Origin of the sequence: Paracidovorax valerianellae (genome assembly GCF_900102625.1) — a bacterium.
In the GTDB taxonomy this organism is placed as follows: domain Bacteria; phylum Pseudomonadota; class Gammaproteobacteria; order Burkholderiales; family Burkholderiaceae_C; genus Paracidovorax; species Paracidovorax valerianellae.
In genome coordinates this window covers 20,805-43,761 of the sequence record NZ_FMZC01000014.1, presented here as the reverse complement: position 1 = coordinate 43,761, position 22,957 = coordinate 20,805, and the positions used below count along the sequence as shown (strand labels likewise).

23 protein-coding genes and 1 riboswitch are annotated in these 22,957 nt (G+C 64.5%); of the genes, 16 read left to right on the top strand and 7 right to left on the bottom strand.

Annotated features, from left to right (window positions below; all coding sequences use genetic code 11):
- Positions 1-1,629, bottom strand: coding sequence for a peptide chain release factor 3 (locus tag BLT03_RS18755; RefSeq protein ID WP_092745287.1), 1,629 nt, complete (start codon positions 1,627-1,629; stop codon positions 1-3).
- A gap of 178 nt (positions 1,630-1,807) precedes the next feature.
- Positions 1,808-2,845, bottom strand: a complete 1,038-nt coding sequence (locus BLT03_RS18750; RefSeq protein ID WP_092745286.1) for an acyltransferase family protein — start codon at positions 2,843-2,845, stop codon at positions 1,808-1,810.
- Positions 2,846-2,976: 131 nt separating this feature from the next.
- Positions 2,977-3,072, top strand: a riboswitch (S-adenosyl-L-homocysteine riboswitch).
- Between the two features lie 68 nt (positions 3,073-3,140).
- Here BLT03_RS18750 and ahcY point away from each other — a divergent pair.
- From ahcY to BLT03_RS24915, 5 genes are all read left to right on the top strand, one after another.
- Entirely contained in the window at positions 3,141-4,571 is a 1,431-nt protein-coding gene (gene ahcY, locus BLT03_RS18745; RefSeq protein ID WP_092745285.1) for an adenosylhomocysteinase, read from the top strand.
- Between the two features lie 131 nt (positions 4,572-4,702).
- Positions 4,703-5,704, top strand: coding sequence for a TlyA family RNA methyltransferase (locus BLT03_RS18740; RefSeq protein ID WP_092745284.1), 1,002 nt, complete (start codon positions 4,703-4,705; stop codon positions 5,702-5,704).
- Positions 5,701-6,543, top strand: coding sequence for a methylenetetrahydrofolate reductase [NAD(P)H] (gene metF / locus BLT03_RS18735; RefSeq protein WP_092745283.1), 843 nt, complete (start codon positions 5,701-5,703; stop codon positions 6,541-6,543). Before BLT03_RS18740 ends, metF begins: the two co-directional genes overlap by 4 nt.
- A 51-nt stretch (positions 6,544-6,594) precedes the next feature.
- A complete protein-coding gene (locus BLT03_RS18730) occupies positions 6,595-7,200 on the top strand; it encodes a hypothetical protein (protein ID WP_092745282.1) in 606 nt (201 codons plus the stop codon).
- 82 nt (positions 7,201-7,282) lie between these two features.
- A complete protein-coding gene (locus tag BLT03_RS24915; RefSeq protein WP_245711456.1) occupies positions 7,283-7,843 on the top strand; it encodes a septal ring lytic transglycosylase RlpA family protein in 561 nt (186 codons plus the stop codon).
- A gap of 13 nt (positions 7,844-7,856) precedes the next feature.
- Here the strand turns inward: BLT03_RS24915 and BLT03_RS18720 are convergent, their stop codons facing one another.
- A complete protein-coding gene (locus BLT03_RS18720) occupies positions 7,857-8,750 on the bottom strand; it encodes a 23S rRNA (adenine(2030)-N(6))-methyltransferase RlmJ (protein WP_092745281.1) in 894 nt (297 codons plus the stop codon).
- A gap of 247 nt (positions 8,751-8,997) precedes the next feature.
- On the opposite strand from BLT03_RS18720, the gene BLT03_RS18715 reads away from it, so the two are divergent.
- The 7 genes from BLT03_RS18715 to mdtD all read left to right on the top strand — a co-directional run bounded on the left by BLT03_RS18715 (position 8,998) and on the right by mdtD (position 15,245).
- A complete protein-coding gene (locus tag BLT03_RS18715; RefSeq protein WP_092745372.1) occupies positions 8,998-10,941 on the top strand; it encodes a serine/threonine protein kinase in 1,944 nt (647 codons plus the stop codon).
- A gap of 173 nt (positions 10,942-11,114) precedes the next feature.
- Positions 11,115-11,543, top strand: coding sequence for a 50S ribosomal protein L13 (rplM, locus tag BLT03_RS18710; protein WP_092745280.1), 429 nt, complete (start codon positions 11,115-11,117; stop codon positions 11,541-11,543).
- 11 nt (positions 11,544-11,554) lie between these two features.
- On the top strand, positions 11,555-11,947 hold the full coding sequence (rpsI, locus tag BLT03_RS18705) for a 30S ribosomal protein S9 (protein WP_092745279.1): 393 nt from the start codon (positions 11,555-11,557) through the stop codon (positions 11,945-11,947).
- A 163-nt stretch (positions 11,948-12,110) separates the two neighbouring features.
- The gene (locus BLT03_RS18700; protein ID WP_092745278.1) at positions 12,111-12,824 is read left to right on the top strand and encodes a DUF6776 family protein; all 714 of its coding nucleotides are present in this window, start codon (positions 12,111-12,113) and stop codon (positions 12,822-12,824) included.
- Between the two features lie 61 nt (positions 12,825-12,885).
- Positions 12,886-13,287 (top strand): bactofilin family protein, encoded by a 402-nt coding sequence (locus BLT03_RS18695; RefSeq protein WP_092745277.1) that lies wholly within the window; start codon positions 12,886-12,888, stop codon positions 13,285-13,287.
- Between the two features lie 60 nt (positions 13,288-13,347).
- Positions 13,348-13,713 carry an iron-sulfur cluster insertion protein ErpA gene (gene erpA, locus BLT03_RS18690; protein WP_008907234.1) on the top strand — a complete coding sequence of 122 codons (366 nt, stop codon included), beginning with the start codon at positions 13,348-13,350 and terminating at the stop codon, positions 13,711-13,713.
- A gap of 107 nt (positions 13,714-13,820) precedes the next feature.
- Positions 13,821-15,245 (top strand): multidrug transporter subunit MdtD, encoded by a 1,425-nt coding sequence (mdtD, locus tag BLT03_RS18685; protein WP_092745276.1) that lies wholly within the window; start codon positions 13,821-13,823, stop codon positions 15,243-15,245.
- 7 nt (positions 15,246-15,252) lie between these two features.
- Here mdtD and BLT03_RS18680 read toward each other — a convergent pair whose 3' ends face one another.
- Both BLT03_RS18680 and BLT03_RS18675 read right to left on the bottom strand, forming a co-directional pair.
- A complete protein-coding gene (locus tag BLT03_RS18680; RefSeq protein WP_271466256.1) occupies positions 15,253-16,386 on the bottom strand; it encodes an anhydro-N-acetylmuramic acid kinase in 1,134 nt (377 codons plus the stop codon).
- Positions 16,386-17,747: a M23 family metallopeptidase gene (locus BLT03_RS18675; RefSeq protein ID WP_092745275.1), complete on the bottom strand. Its 1,362-nt coding sequence runs from the start codon at positions 17,745-17,747 to the stop codon at positions 16,386-16,388. The genes BLT03_RS18680 and BLT03_RS18675 overlap by 1 nt, the downstream gene beginning before the upstream one ends.
- Positions 17,748-17,925: 178 nt before the next feature.
- Here BLT03_RS18675 and tyrS point away from each other — a divergent pair, with 178 nt between their 5' ends.
- Positions 17,926-19,161, top strand: coding sequence for a tyrosine--tRNA ligase (tyrS, locus tag BLT03_RS18670; RefSeq protein WP_092745274.1), 1,236 nt, complete (start codon positions 17,926-17,928; stop codon positions 19,159-19,161).
- 85 nt (positions 19,162-19,246) lie between these two features.
- On the opposite strand, the gene BLT03_RS18665 is transcribed toward tyrS, so the two are convergent.
- The gene (locus BLT03_RS18665; RefSeq protein ID WP_175537805.1) at positions 19,247-20,239 is read right to left on the bottom strand and encodes a LysR substrate-binding domain-containing protein; all 993 of its coding nucleotides are present in this window, start codon (positions 20,237-20,239) and stop codon (positions 19,247-19,249) included.
- Between BLT03_RS18665 and BLT03_RS18660 the strand changes: the two genes are divergently transcribed.
- Positions 20,238-20,819: a DUF2917 domain-containing protein gene (locus tag BLT03_RS18660; protein WP_175537804.1), complete on the top strand. Its 582-nt coding sequence runs from the start codon at positions 20,238-20,240 to the stop codon at positions 20,817-20,819. The two genes, BLT03_RS18665 and BLT03_RS18660, sit on opposite strands and share 2 nt — an antisense overlap.
- Positions 20,820-21,010: 191 nt before the next feature.
- Positions 21,011-21,382: a DUF2917 domain-containing protein gene (locus BLT03_RS18655; RefSeq protein ID WP_092745271.1), complete on the top strand. Its 372-nt coding sequence runs from the start codon at positions 21,011-21,013 to the stop codon at positions 21,380-21,382.
- A 198-nt stretch (positions 21,383-21,580) separates the two neighbouring features.
- On the opposite strand, the gene BLT03_RS18650 is transcribed toward BLT03_RS18655, so the two are convergent.
- On the bottom strand, positions 21,581-21,979 hold the full coding sequence (locus BLT03_RS18650) for a BLUF domain-containing protein (RefSeq protein ID WP_092745270.1): 399 nt from the start codon (positions 21,977-21,979) through the stop codon (positions 21,581-21,583).
- A 113-nt stretch (positions 21,980-22,092) separates the two neighbouring features.
- On the opposite strand from BLT03_RS18650, the gene BLT03_RS18645 reads away from it, so the two are divergent.
- Positions 22,093-22,863: a Crp/Fnr family transcriptional regulator gene (locus tag BLT03_RS18645; RefSeq protein ID WP_092745269.1), complete on the top strand. Its 771-nt coding sequence runs from the start codon at positions 22,093-22,095 to the stop codon at positions 22,861-22,863.
- The last annotated feature ends 94 nt before the right edge of the window (positions 22,864-22,957 follow it).

Below are 22,957 nucleotides of genomic sequence, written 5' to 3'. Positions count from 1 at the left end.
TCAACCTGCGGCTTGCAGCGCCAGGCCGGCGTGCTCGCGCAACGGATGGAAGTGGATCTTGGGAAACCGCTCCTGCGCCAGGCGCACGTCGTAGGGCGAGGTGCACAGGTAGGCCAGGGTGTCCGCCGCATCGTGCGCCAAGCGCAGCGGGTAGGCGTCGGTGAACGCGCGCAGGTCCGTCGGGCTGTCGGCGGTGATCCAGCGGGCGCCGGTGTATTGGCAACCCTCGAGCCGCACGTCGGCGTCGTACTCGGTCTTGAGGCGGTGCTGCACGACTTCGAACTGCAGCTGGCCCACGGCGCCCAGCAGCATGGCGCCGCCGGCGTCGGGCTTGAAGACCTGGATGGCACCTTCTTCGCCCAGCTGGGCCAGGCCTTGTTGGAGCTGCTTGGTACGCAACGGGTTCTTCAAAATGACCGTCATGAACAGTTCGGGCGCGAAGAACGGCAGGCCGGTGAACTGCAGGCTGGCACCGTCGGTGATGGTGTCGCCCAGCTGCACGCCGCCGTGGGTCGTGAAGCCGATGATGTCGCCGGCATAGGCCTCTTCCACCGCTTCGCGGCGCTGCGACATGAAGGTCACGACGCTGGTGGGGCGCAGCTCCTTGGCGGTGCGCTGCACCTTGAGCTTCATGCCCGGCGTGTACTTGCCGGAGGCGACGCGCACGAACGCGATGCGGTCGCGGTGGTTGGCGTCCATGTTGGCCTGCACCTTGAACACCACGCCGGCAAAAGTCTCGTCTTCGGGCTGCACGGTCTTCTCGACCGGCTGCTTGTTCACCTGCAGGCTGCTCAGCCGGGGACGCGGCGACGGCGCCAGATCGACCAGGGCGTCCAGCACCTCCATGACCCCGAAATTGTTCACGCCGGAGCCGAAGAACACCGGCGTTTGCTTGCCGGCGAGAAAGGCTTCGTGGTCCCAGGTGGGCGAAGCGCCCACGGCCAGTTCCATGCTTTCGATCGCGGCGTCGAATTCACTGCCGAAGCGCGCGCGCAGGTTGTCGGCGTCCGACAGGGGAATGGCCTCGAAATCCTGTGGACGGCGTTCGCTGCCCGACTCGAACACCGTCATGGTCTGCGTGCGCAGGTTGATGATGCCGCCGAAGTTCTTGCCCTGGCCCACCGGCCAGGTCATGGGCACGCAGGGCATGCCCAGTTCGCGCTCGACTTCGTCCAGGATGTCCAGCGGCTCGCGCACTTCGCGGTCCATCTTGTTCACGAAGGTGATGATGGGCGTGTCCCGCTGGCGGCAGACCTCGATCAGGCGGCGTGTCTGCGCTTCCACGCCGTTGGCCGCATCGATCACCATCAGGGCCGAATCGACGGCGGTGAGCACGCGGTACGTGTCTTCCGAAAAGTCCTTGTGGCCCGGCGTGTCCAGCAGGTTGACCACGTGGTCGCGATAGGCCATCTGCATGACCGAGCTGGCCACCGAGATGCCCCGCTGCTTTTCGATTTCCATCCAGTCGCTGGTGGCATGGCGGCTGGCCTTGCGCCCTTTCACCGCGCCGGCGATCTGGATCGCGCCCGAGAACAGCAGCAGCTTTTCCGTCAGCGTGGTCTTGCCAGCGTCAGGGTGGGAAATGATGGCAAAGGTACGGCGGCGCCGTGTTTCGGAGACGTAGGACACAGTGGTTTTGGTGAGGCGCGGCGCAGGCAGATGGGCCGAAGTACGAGCGCCTGGCCAGCGCGCTGTCGCGCCACCGCCGAGGGCGTCCGCGGAAAAGTGGCCGTATTCTAATGGCGGCCCTGCCGTCAGCCTCAGCCGTTAAGCATTCATGCAGCGGCCGTGGCGCGGAACAAGGTGCTCAAGTGGCAGCCAGGAGGCCTGTGGACAATCGCTGGAATCGTCGCTTGAACCGCAGGGCCGGCGACTCGACCAGATGCCAGGAGGCATATCCAGCCACCATAGCCAGCGCCAAAGACAACATCAGGCTCTGGCTGAACGGCAGATGCGGCCACAACGCCTGCACCGATTGCTGGATCGGACAGCCGTAGAGGTAAATGCCATAGGACGGGTCCCCACCTCGCTGAAAGAAGGCCAGGGGGGGGATATTCAGCGAACCTAGAAAAATCAGCAGCGGTGGCAGGATAAGAAGGCCTGCCGAATGCTCGAGTTGCAAGCCGAAGAACAGAAGGGCCGCAAGCGGCGCCAGCACGAGCAGCACCCAGCCTGCCCGCGCCTGAAATTCATCACGAAAAACTGCAATGAGGGCTCCATAGACGAAGTAGGCGGGGTACTCGAACCAGTGCTGCATCTCGCCAGCGAGGTCCGAATTGCGGGCTGTGAGAAAGAATGCCATGTAGCCTAGCGCGGCGGAGCACGCAAGCCAGCGCGACTTGAAAATGCCCAGCAACCCTGCACCTGCCAGAATGAGATAGCAAAGGCCTTCCATGGATATCGTCCATAACGGCCCGTTCATCAGATGTTTGATCGGGTTGTTTTCGTAAACCCCCGGCATGTAGGGGTAGTCCTTGATCAGCAGCAAGTTGCGAAAGTAGGCAAGCGTGTCTGGATGGCTTAGAAAGTCTGTGGCCGGCAGCGAAGTGAAGAAGATCCCGAACAGAAAAATATTCGTCAACACGGCAATCGATACGCCTGGCCAAATTCTCAGGAATCGTTTGATCAGAAACGCAACCACGTCGGGCTGGCGTCGCCAGCTCAGGGTCACGAGATAGCCGCTGATCGTGAAGAAGCTCATCACGGCCACGCCGCCTACCATGTTCGAATTCAGCCAGGTGGGCGATGCCGTATGAGTAATATGGAAGTGGTGGCTGAAAATCACGGCGATCGCTGCGCCGATGCGCAGCAGATCGAACAAAGTGCTGCGGTGCTGAGTGGACATGGTCTCCGATTCTTCTGGCGCCACTTTGGACGCGTCGCGTACGTGATGAGGGATACCCCGTCTATATCTCTAGCGTGCCACGGGTTGGGCTCGCAGGCATGCGTGACAACGCGATATCCTTATAATCGCCGCTTTCCGAGGAGCGTTGCAGCGTCTTTCCCCCCGATACCGGTGTGCGGCAGGGACGCGAGGCTCGGATCATCATTTTGCAACGACGCTCGCCCACGCTTCTTGTGCGGTGAGTGAGCCATTCCCCTCCGATGCGTGGTTTTTACCTTCTTCACTGGAGAAAACCATGAGCGCAGTTCTCAAGACCCCGGCCGATCAAGCCATTGCCGACCTGTCCCTTGCCGCCTGGGGCCGCAAGGAAATCCGCATCGCCGAAACCGAAATGCCCGGCCTGATGGCCATCCGCGAAGAGTTCGCCGCCGGCCAGCCGCTCAAGGGCGCGCGCATCACCGGTTCGCTGCACATGACGATCCAGACCGCCGTGCTGATCGAAACCCTGCAGGCGCTGGGCGCCGACGTGCGCTGGGCCTCGTGCAACATCTTCTCCACCCAGGACCATGCCGCCGCCGCCATTGCCGCCGCGGGAACGCCGGTGTTCGCCATCAAGGGTGAATCCCTGGAAGACTACTGGGACTACACCCACCGCATCTTCGACTTCGGACCCAAGGGCAGCGCAGGCGAAGGCCCCAACATGATCCTGGACGACGGCGGCGATGCCACGCTGCTGATGCACCTGGGCCAGCGCGCCGAGAAGGACGTCTCCCTGGTCGCCGGCAACGGTGCGAGCGAGGAAGAGCGCATTCTGTTCGCCGCCATCCGCAAGAAGCTGTCGGAAGACGCGACCTGGTACACCCGCAAGTCTGCGGAAATCATCGGCGTGACGGAAGAAACGACCACCGGCGTGCACCGCCTGAACGAAATGTCCGCCAAGGGCACGCTGCTGTTCCGCGCGATCAACGTGAACGACTCGGTCACCAAGTCCAAGTTCGACAACCTGTACGGCTGCCGCGAATCGCTGGTGGATGGCATCAAGCGCGCCACCGACGTGATGATCGCGGGCAAGGTCGCCGTGGTGGCCGGCTACGGCGACGTGGGCAAGGGCTCGGCTCAGGCGCTGCGCGCACTCAGCGCCCAGGTGTGGGTAACCGAGATCGACCCCATCAACGCGCTGCAGGCCGCCATGGAAGGCTACCGCGTGGTGACGATGGACTACGCCGCCGACAAGGCCGACATCTTCGTGACCACCACGGGAAACAAGGACATCATCACCCACGACACGATGGTGAAGATGAAGGACCAGGCCATCGTCTGCAACATCGGCCACTTCGATAACGAGATCGATGTCGCGTCGATCGAGAAGTACGAGTGGGAAGAGATCAAGCCCCAGGTGGACCACATCACCTTCCCGGACGGCAAGAAGATCATCCTCTTGGCCAAGGGCCGCCTGGTGAACCTGGGCTGCGGCACGGGCCACCCGAGCTTCGTGATGTCGTCGTCGTTCGCCAACCAGACCATCGCGCAGATCGAGCTCTTCACCAAGCCCGACGCCTACGAGGTCGGCAAGGTCTACGTGCTGCCCAAGCTTCTGGACGAAAAGGTCGCGCGCCTGCACCTGAAGAAGGTCGGCGCCATGCTGACCGAGCTGACCGAGTCGCAAGCCGCATACATCGGCGTGAGCAAGAGCGGCCCCTACAAGCCCGACACGTACCGCTACTGATCGGGCGCGGCACCGCCGCGTAACCCAGGCCGGCAAGGCGCCGGCCTGCTTCTCTTTTGCTATAAAAATAATAGCTTCCAGACTATGTTGAATATGCGCTGGAGGCCTTTTTGACTCTGAAGGATGGGCGCATGCGCGCAGACGTATATCTGGTGGACAAGGGCCATGCCGCGACCCGCTCGCAGGCGCAGCGCCTGATTGCGGCCGGTGTGCAGTGGCGGCTGGCGCCCAGCCTGCCTTGGCACAAAGTGGCCAAGAACGGCGACGAGATTCCGGACATTGCCGAGGTGCAACTGCTCGACCAATCCGAGGCGCGGTACCTCTCGCGCGGCGGCCTGAAGCTGGAAGGCGCGTTGAAGGCGACCGGGCTGGACGTGTCGGGCTGGCGCTGCCTGGATGTGGGCCAGAGCACCGGCGGCTTCACCGACTGCCTGCTGCAGGCGGGCGCGGCCCAGGTGATCGGCGTGGATGTGGGCCATGCCCAGTTGCACGACCGCCTGCGCCAGGACCCGCGCGTGGTGGCCGTGGAAGGGGTCAACGCCCGTTCGCTGACTGCCGAATCGCTGCGGGAAGCCTGCGAGGACGCGCTGTCCGAACAGGTCGAACAAGACCCGGACGACAACGAAACCCAGCCCGAGGCGCCCTACAGCTGGATGCGCAACGGCGGCTTGATCGACGATGAGTACGACGACAGCGGCGATGCCAAGGAACACGACGTCGAGGCCTTCAAGGCCGAGCGGTCGGCCAAGGCTCAGGCCCGTGCGCAAGGCGCATTGCCCACTGTGCGCCGGCGCCGGGCGGGCCTGGAGAACGTGGACACCACCCCGGTGTTCGACCTGGTGACCGGCGATGTGTCGTTCATCTCGCTCACGCTCATCCTGCCGGCGGTCGTGCCGCTGCTGAAGGCCGGCGGCGAGTTGCTCATGCTGGTCAAGCCCCAGTTCGAACTGCAACCCGGCCAGGTGGGCAAGGGCGGCATCGTGCGCGATGCGGCGCTCTACACCGTGGTCGAGCAGCGCATTCGCGACTGCTGCGCGGAACTGGGCCTGACCGTGGCCGCGTGGATGGACAGCGCCATCGACGGCGGCGACGGCAATCGTGAATTTTTTGTCCATGCAAGGAGTGCGGCATGAGTGCCTCCCCCCAACCCCTACCGGTCAGTTTCGAGTTCTTCCCGCCCAAGACGCCTGAAGGCGCCGAAAAGCTGCGCACGGTGCGACAGGCCCTGTATGCCCGCCGGCCCGAGTTCTGCTCCGTCACCTACGGCGCGGGCGGCTCCACGCAGGAAGGCACCTTCGGCACTGTGCGTGAAATCCTCGCGGAAGGCGTGAGCGCGGCGTCGCATTTCTCGTGCATCGGCGCCACGCGCGACACCGTGCGCAGCCAGCTGGCCACGCTGAAGGCCATGGGCGTCAATCGCCTGGTGGCTCTGCGCGGTGATCTGCCGAGCGGCTACGGCGCAGGCGGCGAGTTCCATTACGCCAGTGATCTGGTGGCCTTCATCCGCACGGAGACGGGCGACGATTTCCATGTGGAAGTGGCGGCATACCCCGAAGTGCACCCGCAGGCCCGTTCTCCCGAGGCCGATCTGCAGGCCTTCGCGCTCAAGGTGCGTGCCGGGGCGCATTCGGCGATAACGCAGTATTTCTTCAATGCCGACGCGTACTTCCGCTTCGTGGACGATACGCAGCGGCTGGGGCTGGATGTGCCGGTGGTGCCGGGCATCATGCCCATTCTCGGCTCGACGCAGCTCATGCGGTTCTCCGACGCCTGCGGCGCCGAGATTCCGCGCTGGATCCGCATGCGGCTGCAGGGTTTCGGCGACGACACGGCCAGCATCAAGGCGTTCGGCCTGGATGTGGTCACCGGCCTGTGCGAGCAGCTGCGCGATCGCGGCGTACCGGGCCTGCATTTCTACACGATGAACCAGAGCGCTGCCACGCTCGAGATCTGCCGCCGGCTGGGGCTCTAGGCGCCGGCGGCCACTCCGGTAATATCGCGGCTTCGTTTTTCGCGCCCATCCATGACATCCGCCTTCACTCCCCTGTTGGCCGCCGCACTGTGCTGCATGGCGTCGTCCCCGCTGTGGGCCCAGATGCAGTACGTCTGCCGCGATGCTTCGGGCAACAGCTTCTCGACGTCGCGCCCCTGTCCTTCGGGCTCGACGACGTCGGTGGCTGCCACGGGACCGGTATCGCCGCCTCCGACATGGCGCTATGAGCCGCCCGTGCGCTCCGCGCCACCCGAGGGGCCGGCGTACCAGCGCTACATGAGTGCCCGCTGCCGCTCCTTGAGCGACACGCTGCGTGGAGGCTCCTACGGCATTCAGCCGGATGCGTACGCCGGCATGCGCCGTGAGTACCAGCGCGATTGCCGCGAAGAGGAATACGACGCTTCGTCCCGCTACTACAAGGAGCAAGGCGAAGCGCGCAGGCAGCGTCAGGAGCAGGAGCAGCAGTTGCGCGTGGCGGCCCAGGCATCGCAGGCAGAGGCCACACGCCGTGCCGAGCAATGCATGGAGTCGCGCCGCATCCTCACGGCCAAGCGTGCCCGTACGGATCTGACCGAGGGCGAAAGAAAGGACCTGAAGCGTTTTGAAGACGCCTACGAAGCGCGCTGCCAGCGCTGAATCACGCCATCGGCGGCTCGGTGCGCTCCTAGCGGGTGTGCTGCTGGCGTGCGCGCTCGCCGCCTGTGCGGTCAAGGCACCCATGCCCGCCGAAGACATCGGCGCGCTGCCGCCAAAGCCTCAGGTGCCGCTGCCTTCGCTTCCGCAGCCGTCTCGCGCGCCCGGCCCCCTAGCCGCCTCTCCGGCCCCACCCGGAAGCGCTTCTTCTGGTCCGTCAACCGACGAAAACTCTTCCGAAGCCGACTCTTCCGAAGCCGACGCTGCCGATGCGTTCGTTCAGCAAGGACTGGCTTCCTGGTACGGAGCCCGGTTTCACCGACGCCGCACGGCCAGCGGAGAGCGCTTCGACATGAACGAATTCACGGCGGCCCACCGCACCTTGCCCTTCGGCACGCGGGTGTGCGTACGCAGCCTGGTCACGGGGCGGTCCGTGCAGGTGCGCATCAACGACCGCGGGCCGCATTCGCCGGGCCGCATCATCGATGTGAGTCGCGCTGCTGCCGGCGCTCTGGGCCTTTTGGGGCTCGGCACGAAGCCCGTCGTGGTTTCGCAGGCGCCGGACAATGCCGCTGCGCCTTGTCCTGAGGCCTCGGCCTCCAGCTTGTCCGAATCCCGTCCCTCTTCGCCAGCGGACGGCGAATAAGCCAGCCGGTCGCTCAGCCGCCGGATTCGAGCGTGTGCGAGGCGTGGTGGTCCTGTGCCAGCAGTTCCACCATTTGCGGCAGGGCAGGTTTCAGGGCGGCCTTCAGCGTGAAGGGCGGGTTGATCAGGAACATGCCGCTGGCCGGCAGGCCCGGGCGGCGTGCCTGGCCATCGGCAGCGCCGGTCACCTTGCTCGACTTGACGGTGAGCGTGGCATGCAGCCACGACTTGCCGGCCTTGGTGGCGAGGGTCTTGAGGCGCCGCGGCAGGTCATGGGCCTCGGGCCGGGGAATGATCGGGTACCAAACGGCATACGTGCCGGTCGCAAAACGCTTGAGCGAGTCCGCCGCCATGTCCAGGACCCGCCCGTAGTCGGTCTTGATTTCATAGCTGGGATCGCACAGCACGAGCGCGCGGCGGGCCGGCGGCGGCAGGAATTTCTTGATGCCCTCGAAACCGTCCTCATGCAGCACCGCCACCTGGCGGCCGGCCTCCAGCTGGGCCACGTTGCCGGCCAGTGCGCGCAGGTCGGTCGGGTGCAGTTCGAAGAGCTTCAGCTTGTCGTGGTCACGCAACAGCCGTTGCGCGATGAACGGTGAGCCGGGGTAGACCCGTGTCACGTTGCCTTGGTTGAAAGCGCCGACCATGTCGACGTACTCCTGCAGGGCGGGCGCCAGGGCGGCTGCAGGTTTGGCGGGCGGCACCAGGCGGAGGATGCCGTCCGCGGCTTCTCCGCTCGTCGCGGCGTAGTCTCCATCCAGACGGAAGAGGCCCGCGCCGGCGTGGGTGTCCAGCACGGTGAGCGCTGCGTCTTTCTGCGTCAGGTGTTGCAAGGTGGCAATCAGCACCGTGTGCTTGAGCACATCGGCGTGGTTGCCCGCATGGAAGGCGTGGCGATAACTGAACATGATGGGCCAATGGTAACCATGCACTGCCCTGACGCCGTGTGGCGGCAGCCGCGAGGACCGCTTCGGCGGCGAAGATTTTTCGCGCAGCCGTGAACTTCCGGGCAGTGCGATCCGCTTTTGTTGCTGCGCGGGACCGAGGTTGCTGCATGATGCGATCTCGGCCAATGTGTTGCAATCCACCCACTTGTCCGTTGCCGGGTGCGCCCTTGCTGGTGCACCATTGCCGCCCGAAAGCCCTGCCGTCACCATGTCCGCCATCACCAGCACCGAACCCCCGACCGACGTTCACCACGTCGATGCCCTGCCGGCCGGGACGCGGCTGGGGGAGTTCGAGGTACTTTCGCTGCTGGGCGTGGGCGGTTTCGGCATGGTCTACAAGGCGTTCGACCATTCGCTGCTGCGCTTTGTAGCCATCAAGGAATACATGCCTTCGGCGTTGGCCGCGCGGGCGCAAGGGCAATCGCTGTGGGTCCGTTCCTCGTCCCAGGAGCAATCTTTCCAGGCGGGGTTGGCCTCTTTCGTGAGCGAAGCGCGCCTGCTGGCGCAGTTCGACCATCCTTCGCTCGTCAAGGTTTTTCGCTTCTGGGAAGCCAATCACACCGCCTACATGGTCATGCCGCTGTACACGGGCATGACGTTCAAGCAGGCCCGCGCCCACATGCGCACCCCGCCGCCCGAAGCCTGGCTGCGCAAACTGCTGTGGTCGGTTTTGAGTGCGCTGCGCGTGCTGCACGATGGCCAGACACTGCATCGCGACATCTCGCCGGACAACATCTTTCTGCAGGACAGCGGCCCCCCGGTCCTGCTGGACCTGGGTGCCGCGCGCCACGCCATCAGCGACCACGGGCACCAGCACACGGCGGTTTTGAAGGTCAATTACGCGCCGATCGAGCAATACAGCGACAGTGAGAGCGATTTGCGGCAAGGCCCGTGGAGCGACCTTTATGCGCTCGGGGCCGTGGTGCACGGCAGCCTGTGCAACGACACGCCGCTGCCAGCGACGCTGCGGTCGATCCGCGATCGCATGGTGCCTTTCTCCCGCGTGGCCAAAACCGTTCGGCGCCAGTTCGGCGTCGAATATTCGCCTTCCTTCGTGGCCGCCATTTCTCAGGCGCTGGCCCTGCGGCCCGACGAGCGCCCGCAAAGCATCGACGAATTCCTGCGCACCATGGAGATGGTCACCCCGCCGGAAGGTATCGATCAGTTCGATTTCCGGGCCGAGCTGGGTGATGTGTGGGTGGAGCCTGCGGACCGGCATGGTGCGGGCGTGGCCGTGCCGATGATCGATATCACTTCGGTGCCGGTGCCCGCAGTCGGGGCTGCCCTGGCGGCCCCTTTGGCAGCTGCCGTGGCGCAGCCGACCGCGGAAGCACCCACTCAGTTGCACATCCATCGGCAGGAAGCGGGCGATACCGTGGTCTCCGACATGCAGGACACCGTTTTCATGGACAGCAAGCAAGAGGCCGGGGATTCCGTGATGACCGTGGCCGACACGGTGGCGGCTGACACGGTGTTCGAAGAGCGTCGCCCCCAGCATCCGGAGAGGCTGAACCGTGCCAAGACCCGTCGTGGCCCAGCCGCGGTGGCCGAAGAGCCGTCTGGTCCTGTCGTTGTGGCGCGGCGCCGGCCGCTGGCCTGGGCGGGAGCGGGCTTGCTGGCTACGGCCATCATTGCTGCCGGGCTGTGGTGGGGGATGCCGCGCGAAACGTCCCATCCGGCCAAATACACGCCGGAAGATCAGATCATCACGGAGCTGGCTGAGCCCGCAGCCGCAGTGGCCTCCGCGCCCACTGCTGAACTTGTCGCCGTAGTGGACGAAGCCGTACCGTTGGCACAGCCTGCTGCATCCGTCGCATCGGCTGCCGTGGCTGCTGCCCCTGCATTCGTCGTTGCATCGGCGCCACGGCCTCGACCGGTGCCGCGGAAGGTCGCCGAACCAGTGACGCAAGCGGTGGCGGCCGAAACGCCTGCGGCAACCGAGCAGGCTCCGGCACCTGCCGTGGCCCCTAAGCCTGTGGCGGCACGCGTGGCTGGGCCTGACGAGGCGTGTGCCAACGCCGGATTCATCGCTCGCCCCATGTGCATTCACCAGCAATGTCAGAACGCGGCCGTCGCCAGCCATCCGCTGTGTATTGAAAACCGGCGAAGGCTGGAAGCGGAAGAGCGCCGCCGCACGATGCTGTCGCAATAGCCTTGTCTTTGGACTTGCCTTGGCATTTTTCTGCCGCTTCGTATAATGGCGGGCTTCGCAGCGATTTCTGGTCCCGCGGCGAAGCAATTCATACCACCTAAGAGGCTTCCTTCAGAGAAGCACCGACCGTGGAAAAGGACCGACAAACCCCCGTTCTTTGAAAAGAGAAACTCATGTCCACTTTCAGCGCAAAGCCCGCTGAGGTCGTGCACGAGTGGTTTGTGATTGACGCGACCGACAAGGTCCTCGGACGAGTAGCCAGCGAAGTTGCTCTCCGTTTGCGCGGCAAACACAAGGCCATTTACACGCCTCACGTCGATACCGGTGACTTCATCGTCATCATCAACGCCGCTCAGCTCAAGGTCACCGGCACCAAGTCCCTGGACAAGGTGTATTACCGTCACTCGGGTTATCCCGGCGGTATCACGGCCACGAACTTCCGCGACATGCAAGCCAAGCACCCCGGCCGCGCGCTGGAAAAGGCTGTCAAAGGCATGCTGCCCAAGGGTCCCCTGGGCTACGCGATGATCAAGAAACTCAAGGTGTATGGCGGTGCTGAGCATCCCCACACCGCCCAGCAGCCCAAGGCGCTGGAAATCTAAGGAGCCTTGAGATGATTGGTGAATGGAACAATGGCACCGGCCGTCGCAAGTCCAGCGTCGCCCGCGTGTTTCTCAAGAAGGGTTCCGGCAAGATCACTGTGAATGGCAAAGACATTCAACAGTATTTCGGCCGCGAAACCTCGATCATGATCGCCAAGCAGCCGCTCGCGCTGACCAACCATGTCGAAACCTTCGACATCCAGGTCAACGTGCACGGCGGCGGTGAATCCGGCCAAGCCGGTGCCACCCGCCACGGCATCACCCGCGCCCTGATCGACTATGACGCAACGCTGAAGCCCGCACTGAGCCAAGCCGGCTTCGTGACCCGCGATGCCCGTGAAGTCGAACGTAAGAAGGTCGGTCTGCGCTCTGCACGCCGCGCCAAGCAGTTCTCCAAGCGTTAAGCTTCGGCACTGCAGAAGGTTGTCATGTCCATGTCGCGCCTTTTCGGAGGTTGCGAAATACATGCCGATCGGCCGCCAGTGTCCTTGGACGCTGGTGGACTCAAAAAACCGCCTGCTTGGCGGTTTTTTCATTTCAGCTTCCTGAAGTGTTGAATAGGGAAACATGCGACTCAAGCTGCTACGCCGCCGGTTGACCATCAGTGCACCACGGGTGTCTGTCCGCAGCGCGATGCCATGGCCTTTTCGATGGGTGCTCCTGGCCATCTTTTTCGGACTGTGTGCTGCCCTGGCGCTGTGGGCTTTCGAATTCGGCAAGAGCATCGCAGGCCTGGATTCCCGTTCCCGCGCCGAGTTGGTGCGGTTGCGCGAAGAGGTCGCGCAGCTGCGCGAAGAGCAGCGGCTGCAAAAGGACACGTCCAGCTCTGCCGGTACGTTGTTGACGGCAGAACGCACGGCCATGGACCGTTTGATGGCCCAGATGCGCCAGCTGGAGGCGGACAACCGGGCCCTGAAGGACGATCTGGGGTTCTTCGAAAAGCTCATTCCCGCCGGCAAGACCGAAGGCGTGAGCATTCGCGGGCTGCAAGCCGAGGTGGCGGGCGGCCATCAGTTGCGCTGGCAGGTTCTGGTGATTCAGTCGGTGCGCAATGCGCCGGAGTTCCGTGGTCGGCTGGAGTTGCTGCTGGCGGGCACCCGCGATGGCCGTCCCTGGACGCAAGCCGTGCCAGCGGAAGGGCAGCCCCTGCAGTTCCAGCAGTACCGGCGTGTGGAGGGATTGTGGGGATTGCCGGGCAATGCCGTGGTAAAAACCGTGACCGCGCGGGTCTTGGAGGGCAGCGCGGTGCGTGCCACCCAGACCCTGAGCATCGAAGAATAGCGACGGCGGCAGCGCGGGCAACGGGCCTTTTCCTTCCGTGCCAATCGACAGGAGTGTTCCCATGTTCTCTCGCAAGAAGCAACCCCCGATCAAGAGCCTGATCGCCCATGGCACGCGCATCAACGGCGAAGTGCGATTTTCCGAAGGGCTGCGGATCGACGGCGAGGTGGCGGGGGATGTGCGGGCCAATGATGACGAGCAACCCAGCATCCTGGTGGTGTCGGAATCCGCCCGGGTCGAAGGTGCCGTCCACGCGGCCCATGTGATCGTCAACGGAACCGTGATCGGCCCGGTGCATGCTGCGGAGCTGCTGGAACTGCAGCCGAAGGCCCGCATCACAGGCAACGTGCACTACAAATCGCTTGAAATGCACCAGGGTGCCACGATCTCTGGACAGATGAGCCCTTCGACCGTCCTTGTCGAGGAAAAACCCACACTGAAGTTGGCGTCAAACGCCAGCTGACCCACATTCCGAGGGCATTGCAGTACCATCGACCGCAAACCCTCTCGAAGGAGCACTCCCATGAGCGCCGTAGCTGAAAATATCCAGACTGAAATGCCCGCCCCGATCCTGTTCACGGACAGCGCGGCAGCCAAAGTGGCCGACCTGATTGCCGAGGAAGGCAATCCTGACCTGAAATTGCGTGTGTTCGTCCAAGGTGGCGGCTGCTCCGGCTTCCAGTACGGCTTCACGTTCGATGAAATCACGAACGAAGACGACACCACGATGACCAAGAACGGCGTGTCGTTGCTCATCGATGCCATGAGCTACCAGTACCTGGTCGGTGCCGAGATCGACTACAAGGAAGACTTGCAAGGCGCCCAGTTCGTCATCAAGAACCCGAATGCCACCACGACCTGTGGCTGTGGATCGAGCTTCTCGGCCTGATGCCTTTCCACTTCGGCTGATCCAACAAGCCGCCTTCGGGCGGCTTTTTGCTGGGCCGCTCACGGCAGAGCCAGCGCCGCTCCCTTTTTGTGCTTGATCGGGACTCCATGCAACAAGAGCGCTCCCTTCAAATCTTGCTGTGGCTGGTGGCGGTCGGGTTTTTCATGCAGACGCTGGATGCCACCATCGTCAACACCGCGCTTCCCACCATGGCGCGCAGCCTGGGGGAAAGCCCGCTGCGCATGCAATCGGTGGTGGTGTCGTACTCGTTGGCCATGGCGCTGTTGATTCCGGCTTCGGGCTGGGTGGCGGACCGCTTCGGTGCCAGGCGGGTGTATTTGTGCGCCATCGTGTTGTTCGTGCTGGGCTCGGTGCTTTGCGCACTGTCGAGCCGGCTGGACCAACTGGTAGCGGCCCGGGTGGTGCAGGGCCTGGGTGGTGCCTTGCTGTTGCCGGTGGGGCGGTTGGTGGTGTTGCGTACCTTCCCGCGTGAGAAATTCCTGCAGGCCATGAGCTTCGTGGCGATCCCGGGCCTGATCGGTCCGCTGATCGGACCGACGCTGGGGGGCTGGCTGGTGCAGGTGGCCTCGTGGCACTGGATCTTTTTGATCAACGTGCCGGTGGGCTTGATCGGCTGCCTGGCCACTCTGCGGTACATGCCGGCCGTGCCGGGCGCTCCAGTGGCCCGCTTCGATCTGGCGGGCTACCTCATGCTCGCCTTTGGAATGGCGGCGCTGTCCTTGGCGCTGGATGGCCTGTCGAGCCTGGGCCTGCGGCAGGCGAGCGTGCTGGTGCTGCTGATCTTCGGACTGGCCAGCCTGGTGGCGTACTGGCTCCATGCGGCCCGGCGGCCCAACCCGCTGTTCTCGCCGCGGCTGTTTTCGGTGGCCACGTTGCGCATCGGGCTGCTGGGCAATCTGTTCTCCCGCCTGGGCAGCTCGTGCATGCCGTTCCTGATTCCACTGATGCTGCAGGTCACGATGGGCTACACGCCATTGCATGCCGGGCTGATGATGCTGCCCGTGGCGTTGGCCGGCATGTCCATGAAGCGGTTCACGACCCCGTTGATCACCCGGTTCGGGTACCGTCGCGTGCTCGTGGCCAATACGCTGCTGGTGGGGCTGGCCATGGCGAGCTTTGCCTTTTCTTCGCCGTCCCAGCCGCTGTGGTGGCGCATCGTGCAACTGGCCCTGTTCGGGGCAGTGAATTCGCTCCAGTTCACGGCCATGAACACGGTCACCCTCAAGGACCTGAACCAGGGCATGGCCAGCAGCGGCAACAGCCTGCTTTCGATGGTGCAGATGGTGGCCATGGGCATGGGTGTGGCGGCGGCTGGCGGCGTGCTGGCTGCGTTCACGAACCATTTCGGGAGCGGGGGCGCTCAGCAGATGCTGCCCGCCTTCCAGGGCACTTTCGCCTGCATGGGGCTGATAACCATCGCCTCGGCCGGCATCTTTTGGCAATTGTCTTCGCGCGATTCCGAAAGCGGCGCCGCGGCAGACGATGTGCCTGACGTGCCCGAGCACGTCTGAGCCGCCTTCAAGCCGGGTAGAGCGTGCCCAGAACGCGCGGCCCGGCAGCGCCGGTGACGGCGGGCAGATTGCCACTGCGGCGCTCCACCATGCGGTGGGCCAGCCAGGCGAATGCTGCCGCCTCGACCTGCAGTGCCGGCATGCCATGTGCGTCGGACGGCGCCACCGCCACGCCAGGCAGCAAAGCCTGCAGACGCCGCATGAGGTGGCTGTTGAGAGCCCCGCCACCGCACACGATCAAGGCATGACCGCCGCTGCCGAAGCGGCGCATGGCATCGGCGCAGACGCTGGCGGTGAACTCGGTCAACGTGGCCTGCACATCGGCAGCAGCCGCCGAAGCGAACGCAGGCAAATGCCTTTCCAGCCATTCCGGATTGAACAGATCCCGCCCCGTGCTTTTCGGAGGGTGTTGCGCCAGGTAAGGCTCGGTGGACAGGGCATCGAGCAATGTGGGAATCACCTGGCCGCTAGAGGCCCAGGCACCGTCCCGGTCGAACGGCTGGCCCGTGTGCAGTTGGCACCAGTGGTCCATCAACGCATTTCCGGGACCGCAGTCGAAGCCGGCCACCGAACCTTGCGGGCCCAGCACACTGAGATTGGAGATGCCGCCGATGTTCAACACACAGACCGTGCGTCCGGGCTCGCCGAACACCCCTTGGTGGAACGCCGGCACCAGCGGCGCGCCCTGGCCGCCCGCCGCCACGTCACGGCTGCGAAAGTCGGCGATGACGTCGATGCCGGAAAGCTCGGCCAACAGGGCGGGGTTGCCCAACTGGAGCGTGTAGCCGGTGCCATCGAAGGCCTGCGGCCGGTGCCGCACGGTCTGCCCATGGGCGCCAATGGCACGGATGGCGGACGCCGGCAGGCCCGCTTGGGCCAGCAGGTTTTGCACTACTGCGGCGTAGGCCCGCGCGAGGGCGTTGCCCGCCAGGGCGGCACGGTGCAGCTCGTTGTCGCCTGCGGTATTGAGTGCCAACAGCTCCGCTCTTAATTCAGGAGCAAAAGGTGCGCATGAATACTGCGCTACCGTGCATTTTTGTTCAGAGAACTCTGCCAGCACGCCATCGACCCCGTCGAGCGAAGTGCCCGACATGAGGCCGATGTACAGCGCGCTGGCCTCGCCGGGAGCGCGCTGTGCGATCACTGGGCGCTGGCTTGCTGCACCTGAGCGGCTGCCGACAGCTGAATGCGCATGTTCGATGCCAGGCGGTTGAACGCGGCACGGGAGGCGGTAGACACGGGCATGGCGGCTTCGCTTTGCTGAGCGATCACCATCGGATCCTGGTGCTGGCCGTCCACGCGGAATTCAAAGTGCAAGTGCGGGCCGGTCGCCCAACCGGTGGCGCCGACGGCGCCGATGGTCTGGCCTTGCTCCACGCTCTGGCCCTTGCGCACGTCGATGCGGCTCAGGTGGGCATACACGGTGACGTGCTGGTTGCGGTGCTTCACGTAAATGACGTTGCCATAGCCGTTCTGCACGCCCGCGAAATCGACGGTGCCGTCGCCCACGGTGCGCACGGCCGTGCCGGTCGGTGCTGCGAAGTCAGTGCCCAGGTGAGCGCGCCACTTTTGCAGGATGGGGTGAAAGCGCATCTTGAAACCGCTCGAAATGCGCGAGAACTCCACCGGCGAGGTGAGGTAGGCGCGGCGCATGCTTTCGCCGTCCAGTGTGTAGTAGGCGCCCTTGGAGCTAGGGGTTTCCTGGAACCAGACGGCATCGTGCGTCTTGCCGTTGTTGTGGAACTCGGTGCTCAGCACCCGGCCGCTGCGCAGTGGCTCGCCATCGGCTTCCAGCGTTTCGTAGACGACCGAGAACCGGTCGTCCTTGCGCAAGGCCCGGTGAAAGTCGATGTTGCTGGCAAACACTTCAGCGATCTGAGTGGCGACAGCGTCGGGAATGTTGGCCGCATCGGTGGCGGCGAAAAGCGAGCTGCGGATGATGCCGCCGGCCAGCCGGGTGCCGACGGTCAGCGGCGCCGTTTCGACGCGCGAGGTGAAATCGTTGCCTTTGCGCTGCACCACCAGGCGGCGGAAGTTGCCGCTGTCGTCCTGCACCCAGCGTGCGGTGAGGCTGATGAGGCGGTGGTCGTCCGTCGTCTCTGCAGACACCGAGCGGCCAGCGCGGCCCAGCAGGGTCTGGCGCACCTGGCCGTCACTGCGCAGGAAGGCGGCTGCGGCAGGGTCCGCCACGCCCAGGCGCTGCAGGATGGCTTCGGCCGTATCGCTGCTGCGGGTCTGGTCCGAGCGGTAGAGGGAATAGTTGGGAATGTCCACCAGCGCTGCCAGCGACTGGTCGCTGGCCAGCGAATCCACCGGGTATTCGACGACGCTGCGGGGCAGGTCGGCCGGGTCCGGAGCGAAGGATGCCACGGCGAAAGCGCCGCCGCCGCCCGTCAGCAACAGGGTTGCGATGGCGGCAGTGATGCGTTTGGGATGGTTCTGGGCGATGCGCGATAGCCGGTCCAGCAGTGCGAGGCTGGCGGATTTCAAGCCATTGTTCAAGTGTCTTACCCCAGGGTGAGGTGCGTTCGGGCCGGCGGGGCGGAACGCACGAGCTTGTCAGTCAGGTTGCAGCCATTCGGTGCAAGAGGCCGAAGCGGCAGGACCACTAGAATCCGCCACTGCAAATGTGGGCCGGAGTATAACGACGAGCGCCCCGGAAACCCCCAAAAAAACCCTTATGAATCAATCTGCTGTTACAACATTCCCAATGTCCGATGGTGTAGGACGGGCGCTTGAGGTGTCTCTGCGGGGCGTCGAAGAATTGCTGCCCCGCGATGAGTGGGTGAAGAAGCTGGCGCGCTCCGAGGCGACGGGCGTGCCGTTGCGCATCAAGCTGGGCCTGGACCCCACGGCGCCGGACATCCACATCGGCCACACGGTGGTGCTCAACAAGATGCGGCAGTTACAGGATCTGGGCCATCAGGTGATCTTCCTGATCGGCGATTTCACCAGCCTGATCGGCGATCCTTCCGGCCGCAACAGCACCCGCCCGCCGCTGACCCCCGAGCAGATCCGGGTGAACGCGGAAACCTATTACAAGCAGGCCAGCATGGTGCTGGACCCGGCCAAGACCGAGATTCGCTACAACAGCGAATGGAGCGAGCCGCTGGGCGCCACGGGCATGATCCAGCTGGCGGCCAAGTACACGGTGGCCCGCATGATGGAGCGCGACGATTTCCACAAGCGCTTCACCACCGGCCAGTCGATCAGCGTGCATGAATTCCTCTACCCGCTCATGCAGGGCTACGACTCGGTGGCCTTGAAAAGCGACCTGGAACTGGGCGGCACCGACCAGAAGTTCAACCTGCTCATGGGGCGCCACCTCCAGCAGGAATACGGCCAGGAGCCGCAGTGCGTGCTCACCATGCCCCTGCTGGTGGGGTTGGACGGCGTCGACAAGATGTCGAAATCCAAGAATAACTACATCGGCATTGCCGAAGATGCCAACACCATGTTCGCCAAGGTGCTGTCCATCTCCGACACGCTGATGTGGGACTGGTACACCCTGCTGTCGTTCAAGACGCTGGCCGAGATCGCCGCGCTGAAGGCCGAAGTGGAGGGTGGCCGCAATCCCAAGGATGCCAAGGTCATGCTGGCCAAGGAGATCACCGCCCGCTTTCACAGCGCGGCGGCGGCCGATGCGGCCGAAGCGGATTTCATCAACCGCAGCAAGGGCGGCGTGCCCGATGAAATTCCCGAGGTGGCGCTGGCAGGCGCTCCGCTGGGCATCGGCGCGCTGCTGCGGCAGGCCAACCTGGCGCCTTCCGGCAGCGAGGCCAGCCGCCTGATCGAAGGCGGTGGCGTGCGGGTGGATGGGAGCGTCGTCGGCGACAAGGGGCTCAAACTGGAAGCGGGCACTTACGTGCTGCAAGTGGGCAAGCGCAAGTTCGCCCGCGTGACGCTCAGCGCTTGACCCTTAAGTTTTTCCATTTCACCCACTGAGGCTCGCCCGATGGCGGCCTCAGTTTTGGCGGGACGGGCGCTTGAGGTCCGCCGTCTCAATCGAGGTTGTCGCTCAGGTCCGGATCGGGCACGTCGCCGATGGCCTCGCGCGTGGCCTGGGCCTGCAAGGTGAGCCAGGCGCAGAAAGCCCGGATTTCCGGCCGCTGCCCGCTGCGTGGCCCCACCAGCAGCCAGTACGCCAGCGGAGAGTCGAGCCGGTAGCCGGGCAGAACCTCCACCAGGTCGCCCGACGCCAGGGCATCGGCGATGAGCGGCATGCGCGCCAGGGCCAGCCCCTGGCCGGCCAGTGTGGCCTGCACGATCTGGTGCGCGTAGTTGAAATACAGCCAGCGCTTGGGCTGCAGGGTCTTCTTGCCGTTCAGTTCGAACCAGCGCCGCCAGGTCAGCCATTCGAGGTGCATGGTGCGGTGCGCATCGCCGGCTTCGATGAGCGTGTAGCGGGTCACGTCCTCGGGTCCCCGGATGGGCGGGTTGCTCTTGATGAGCCAGGGGCTTGCCACCACGGCCAGTTGTTCGCCGAACAAACGCTGCGAGCCCTGCGTGCTGGCGCTGGGCAGGCTGTAGCGCAGGGCCAGGTCCACGTCGGCGGTTTCCAGGTCCACGGCCACATCGCTCGCGTCGATGCGGATGTCGATGTCGGGGTTGTCGCGCTGGAACTCCTCCATGCGCGGAATGAGCCACATCGAAGCGAAGCTCGCCCAGGTCGTGATGGCCACGCTTTTGCGGCCGGCCGTCTGGCGCACCAGGCGCACGCAGGCGTCCATGCGTTCCAGCGCAGGCGCCACCGCGCGCTGCAGCTGTGCTCCGGCGCTGGTCAGTTCCACCGCGCGGGTGTGGCGCAAAAACAGCGGCACGCCCACTTCTTCTTCGAGCGACTGGATCTGGCGGCTCACCGCGGACTGGGTGAGCGAAAGCTCTTCCGCCGCCGCCCGGAAGTTCAGGTGGCGGGCCACCGCCAGAAAGGCGCGCCAGTGGCCGACCGCCACGGGCCGCGTGCGCAGATGGGTGATGGGTGCAGGCAGATTCATGGCATGCATTGATGTGCTGGTGGAATTAAATTATCACCGGGTTTTCATTGGACCGGGAAGGGGTGAAGGCTTGAATATCCAGGCCAGTCAACCCTGTAGGCCGTTCGAGGAGCCCGCCATGAGAAACCATCCCGTTCTGGAATCGCAACAATCCGAGTTGGATGCAAAGGCTGCTCGAGAGCTTGCCGGGTGCTGGACGTTGCCGCCGCACCGCGCCCTGGGCCTGCGCCCCATCCAGCGGGCACGGTTGCGCATCGAGCATGGCGGCGTGTGGGTCACGGTCGCTGCAAAGGCAGGTGCGATCGCACAGGACGTATTCCTTTCAGAAGGGGATGCATATGTTGTCGAAGCAGGCTCCCATGTCGTGCTCGAACCCTGGCATCGCAGCCGGGCAGGGACGTGTTCTTCTTTGAAGGACGGGGCTGGAGTTCGCTTTCGGTGGGACCCGTTGCCGGCCCGAGTACGAATCCACGCCGAGGCATGGGCTGGCGGCGTGGCGGCGCCTTGGGCCGACCTTTTAGAGGCGCTGCGTGGTGCGGCCGGCGCCGCAGGCCGCTTGGTGCAAGGGCTGGTGCTGTGAGCTGCAGGGCGCCGCTGGAAGGCTGTTCCGCCAGCGCCTCGCGCTTGCATTGATGCGCAATGCGAATAGATCAGGCCACCGTTCCGCATTGATGTGAACGCGGCATGAATCGACAAAGGCGTTTTCATTGGACGGTGCGTTGGGCCCAGAAGCATCATAGGCACATCGCTAGGGTTTTCCAGGAGAAAGAAATGACCGCTTCAAATGTTCTGAAATTTCAACAATCCGCTGTCTTGCCTCGCGGTGAGGCGAAAGACATTTGCACGCTGGCCAATGGCCGTGCGCACAGCCTGCGCCCCCGCGCACCGATGGCGCTGCGCATCATGTCGGGCCATGCCTGGGTCACGCTGGACGACGGCCCCAACGGCGAGCGCGACATGGCGGCTGGGGACGTGTTCCTCAACGCTGGCCAGACCTTGTGGGTCGCGGCTGGACAGCATGCCGTGATCGAACCGCTCGGGCGCGACGGCGTGCAGTACCGCTTCAGCGCGTCCAGCGCTGTTCGCTCTGCGCAAAGCTCGGTGCAGGCGCCGGCCACGCAAGGCGACGCCTGCTGCGCCTGAGGCTGGCGCGCCGCTCCCCGCCAGCGGGAGCGGCAACCCTCTCTTCCTTCTTACAGGAAGCGTCAGGGTGCTGAAGGCCTTTTGAATGGGTCTGTGGAAAGAGTCATGGCATTTTTCCACGCAACGCCGGCACACCCCTTCGGCACGCGGACAGCGGCTTTCAAGGCCGCCGTCCACTTCTCGCTTCCTCTCGCTTCTTCACATTTCCAGTTCGATCGGCAGGGCCTTGAAGGCCGCCACGGCGGCGGTGCCTTTCAACTCCCGAAGGCGCTCCAGGGCGTCCGCTTCTTCCAGCGTGCTGAACGCCAGGCTGAAGTTGCGAAATCGCCGCTTTGCCAGCGGTCCATGGTGCAGCACCGCGACATCGGTGTGGCGCGGGTCCTGGCGGATGCGCTCCACCAGCGGCAGCACGTTTTCCTGCCGGCCTTCGAGCTGCTGGCAGAACCGCAGGCCGTCGAACACCAGCAGGCCCGTGATGCCGCGCGATGCGTTGGTGGTGCGCGATCGGGCTGCGATGGCGGCAATCGAACTCAGGGGCTGGCCGGGGGCGAAGTTGCTCACGTACAGAACTTCATAGGGCGGAAAGTCAATGGGCATTGGTGCACTGAATCTAGGCCTGTGGCGCGCCGCGCACAATGTCAAAAGACATAGGGCGAAATGCCCTGGTTTGCCTAGAATCGCCGCCCACCAGTTCTTACCGATTCGCCTTTATGAGCGTGGACTTTGCTTCTGAATCTCTGGCGCACACGATTCCGCGCCACTGCGATGCGTGCCGGTTGCGCAATAACACTTCCGCTTTCACCGCCGTGTCGCCGCAGGAGTTGCGGTTCATCGACGATTTCCGGTGCGGCACGGCCACCGTTGCAGCCGGCGGCACGCTGATCCGGGAGCACCAGCCCAACGGCAAGCTCTACACGCTCTACACCGGCTGGGCGTTTCGGTACAAGACGCTCTCCGACGGGCGCCGCCAGATCCTTGGCTTTCTGCTGCCCGGCGACCTGCTCGGTCTGCAGCAGGAGTTCGGCGAAACCGCCATGCACGGCGTGGAGGCCGTCACCGCCTGCGCGTTCTGCGTGTTTCCGGCCGAGGGGCTGTGGTCGCTGTTCCGTGACCACGGGCGCCTGGGCTACGACGTGACCTGGCTGGCGGCGCGGGGCGAGGGCATGGTGGACGACAACCTGCTCACCACCGGCCGGCGCAATGCCACCGAGCGCGTGGCCATGCTGCTCATGCACCTGTATCGCCGGCTCGACCGCCTGGGCCTGTCCGAAGACGGCACGGTCGAATTTCCCATCACGCAGCAGCACATCGCCGACTCGCTCGGGCTGTCGCTGGTGCACACCAACAAGACGCTGCGGCGGCTGTCGCAACTGGGCCTGCACGAGATTTCGGCCGGGCGGCTGCGCATCATCAATCCGCGGGCGCTGGCCCGCATCGCCGAGTACTACGACGCCATTCCGCGGCCTGTGCCTCTGCTTTGATGTTTTAGCCGAATCGGCCTCCAGCGCAATAAGCACTAGGGAGCAGTGCTATTAATTCAATAGCAACCTAAAAATCAGGCTGCAGCAGGCCTGG

Bases quoted from the DNA above. Each gene is read 5' to 3' on its own strand.
- BLT03_RS18740 (WP_092745284.1), top strand. From the start codon at position 4,703: ATGCGCGCAGACGTATATCTGGTGGACAAGGGCCATGCCGCGACCCGC.
- BLT03_RS18655 (WP_092745271.1), top strand. From the start codon at position 21,011: ATGACCGCTTCAAATGTTCTGAAATTTCAACAATCCGCTGTCTTGCCT.
- rplM (WP_092745280.1), top strand. From the start codon at position 11,115: ATGTCCACTTTCAGCGCAAAGCCCGCTGAGGTCGTGCACGAGTGGTTT.
- BLT03_RS18665 (WP_175537805.1), bottom strand. From the start codon at position 20,239: ATGAATCTGCCTGCACCCATCACCCATCTGCGCACGCGGCCCGTGGCG.
- BLT03_RS18750 (WP_092745286.1), bottom strand. From the start codon at position 2,845: ATGTCCACTCAGCACCGCAGCACTTTGTTCGATCTGCTGCGCATCGGC.
- BLT03_RS24915 (WP_245711456.1), top strand. From the start codon at position 7,283: ATGCCCGCCGAAGACATCGGCGCGCTGCCGCCAAAGCCTCAGGTGCCG.
- mdtD (WP_092745276.1), top strand. From the start codon at position 13,821: ATGCAACAAGAGCGCTCCCTTCAAATCTTGCTGTGGCTGGTGGCGGTC.
- BLT03_RS18700 (WP_092745278.1), top strand. From the start codon at position 12,111: ATGCGACTCAAGCTGCTACGCCGCCGGTTGACCATCAGTGCACCACGG.
- BLT03_RS18650 (WP_092745270.1), bottom strand. From the start codon at position 21,979: ATGCCCATTGACTTTCCGCCCTATGAAGTTCTGTACGTGAGCAACTTC.
- ahcY (WP_092745285.1), top strand. From the start codon at position 3,141: ATGAGCGCAGTTCTCAAGACCCCGGCCGATCAAGCCATTGCCGACCTG.
- rpsI (WP_092745279.1), top strand. From the start codon at position 11,555: ATGATTGGTGAATGGAACAATGGCACCGGCCGTCGCAAGTCCAGCGTC.
- BLT03_RS18645 (WP_092745269.1), top strand. From the start codon at position 22,093: ATGAGCGTGGACTTTGCTTCTGAATCTCTGGCGCACACGATTCCGCGC.
- BLT03_RS18730 (WP_092745282.1), top strand. From the start codon at position 6,595: ATGACATCCGCCTTCACTCCCCTGTTGGCCGCCGCACTGTGCTGCATG.
- erpA (WP_008907234.1), top strand. From the start codon at position 13,348: ATGAGCGCCGTAGCTGAAAATATCCAGACTGAAATGCCCGCCCCGATC.
- BLT03_RS18715 (WP_092745372.1), top strand. From the start codon at position 8,998: ATGTCCGCCATCACCAGCACCGAACCCCCGACCGACGTTCACCACGTC.
- BLT03_RS18695 (WP_092745277.1), top strand. From the start codon at position 12,886: ATGTTCTCTCGCAAGAAGCAACCCCCGATCAAGAGCCTGATCGCCCAT.
- tyrS (WP_092745274.1), top strand. From the start codon at position 17,926: ATGAATCAATCTGCTGTTACAACATTCCCAATGTCCGATGGTGTAGGA.
- metF (WP_092745283.1), top strand. From the start codon at position 5,701: ATGAGTGCCTCCCCCCAACCCCTACCGGTCAGTTTCGAGTTCTTCCCG.
- BLT03_RS18660 (WP_175537804.1), top strand. From the start codon at position 20,238: ATGGCATGCATTGATGTGCTGGTGGAATTAAATTATCACCGGGTTTTC.
- BLT03_RS18720 (WP_092745281.1), bottom strand. From the start codon at position 8,750: ATGTTCAGTTATCGCCACGCCTTCCATGCGGGCAACCACGCCGATGTG.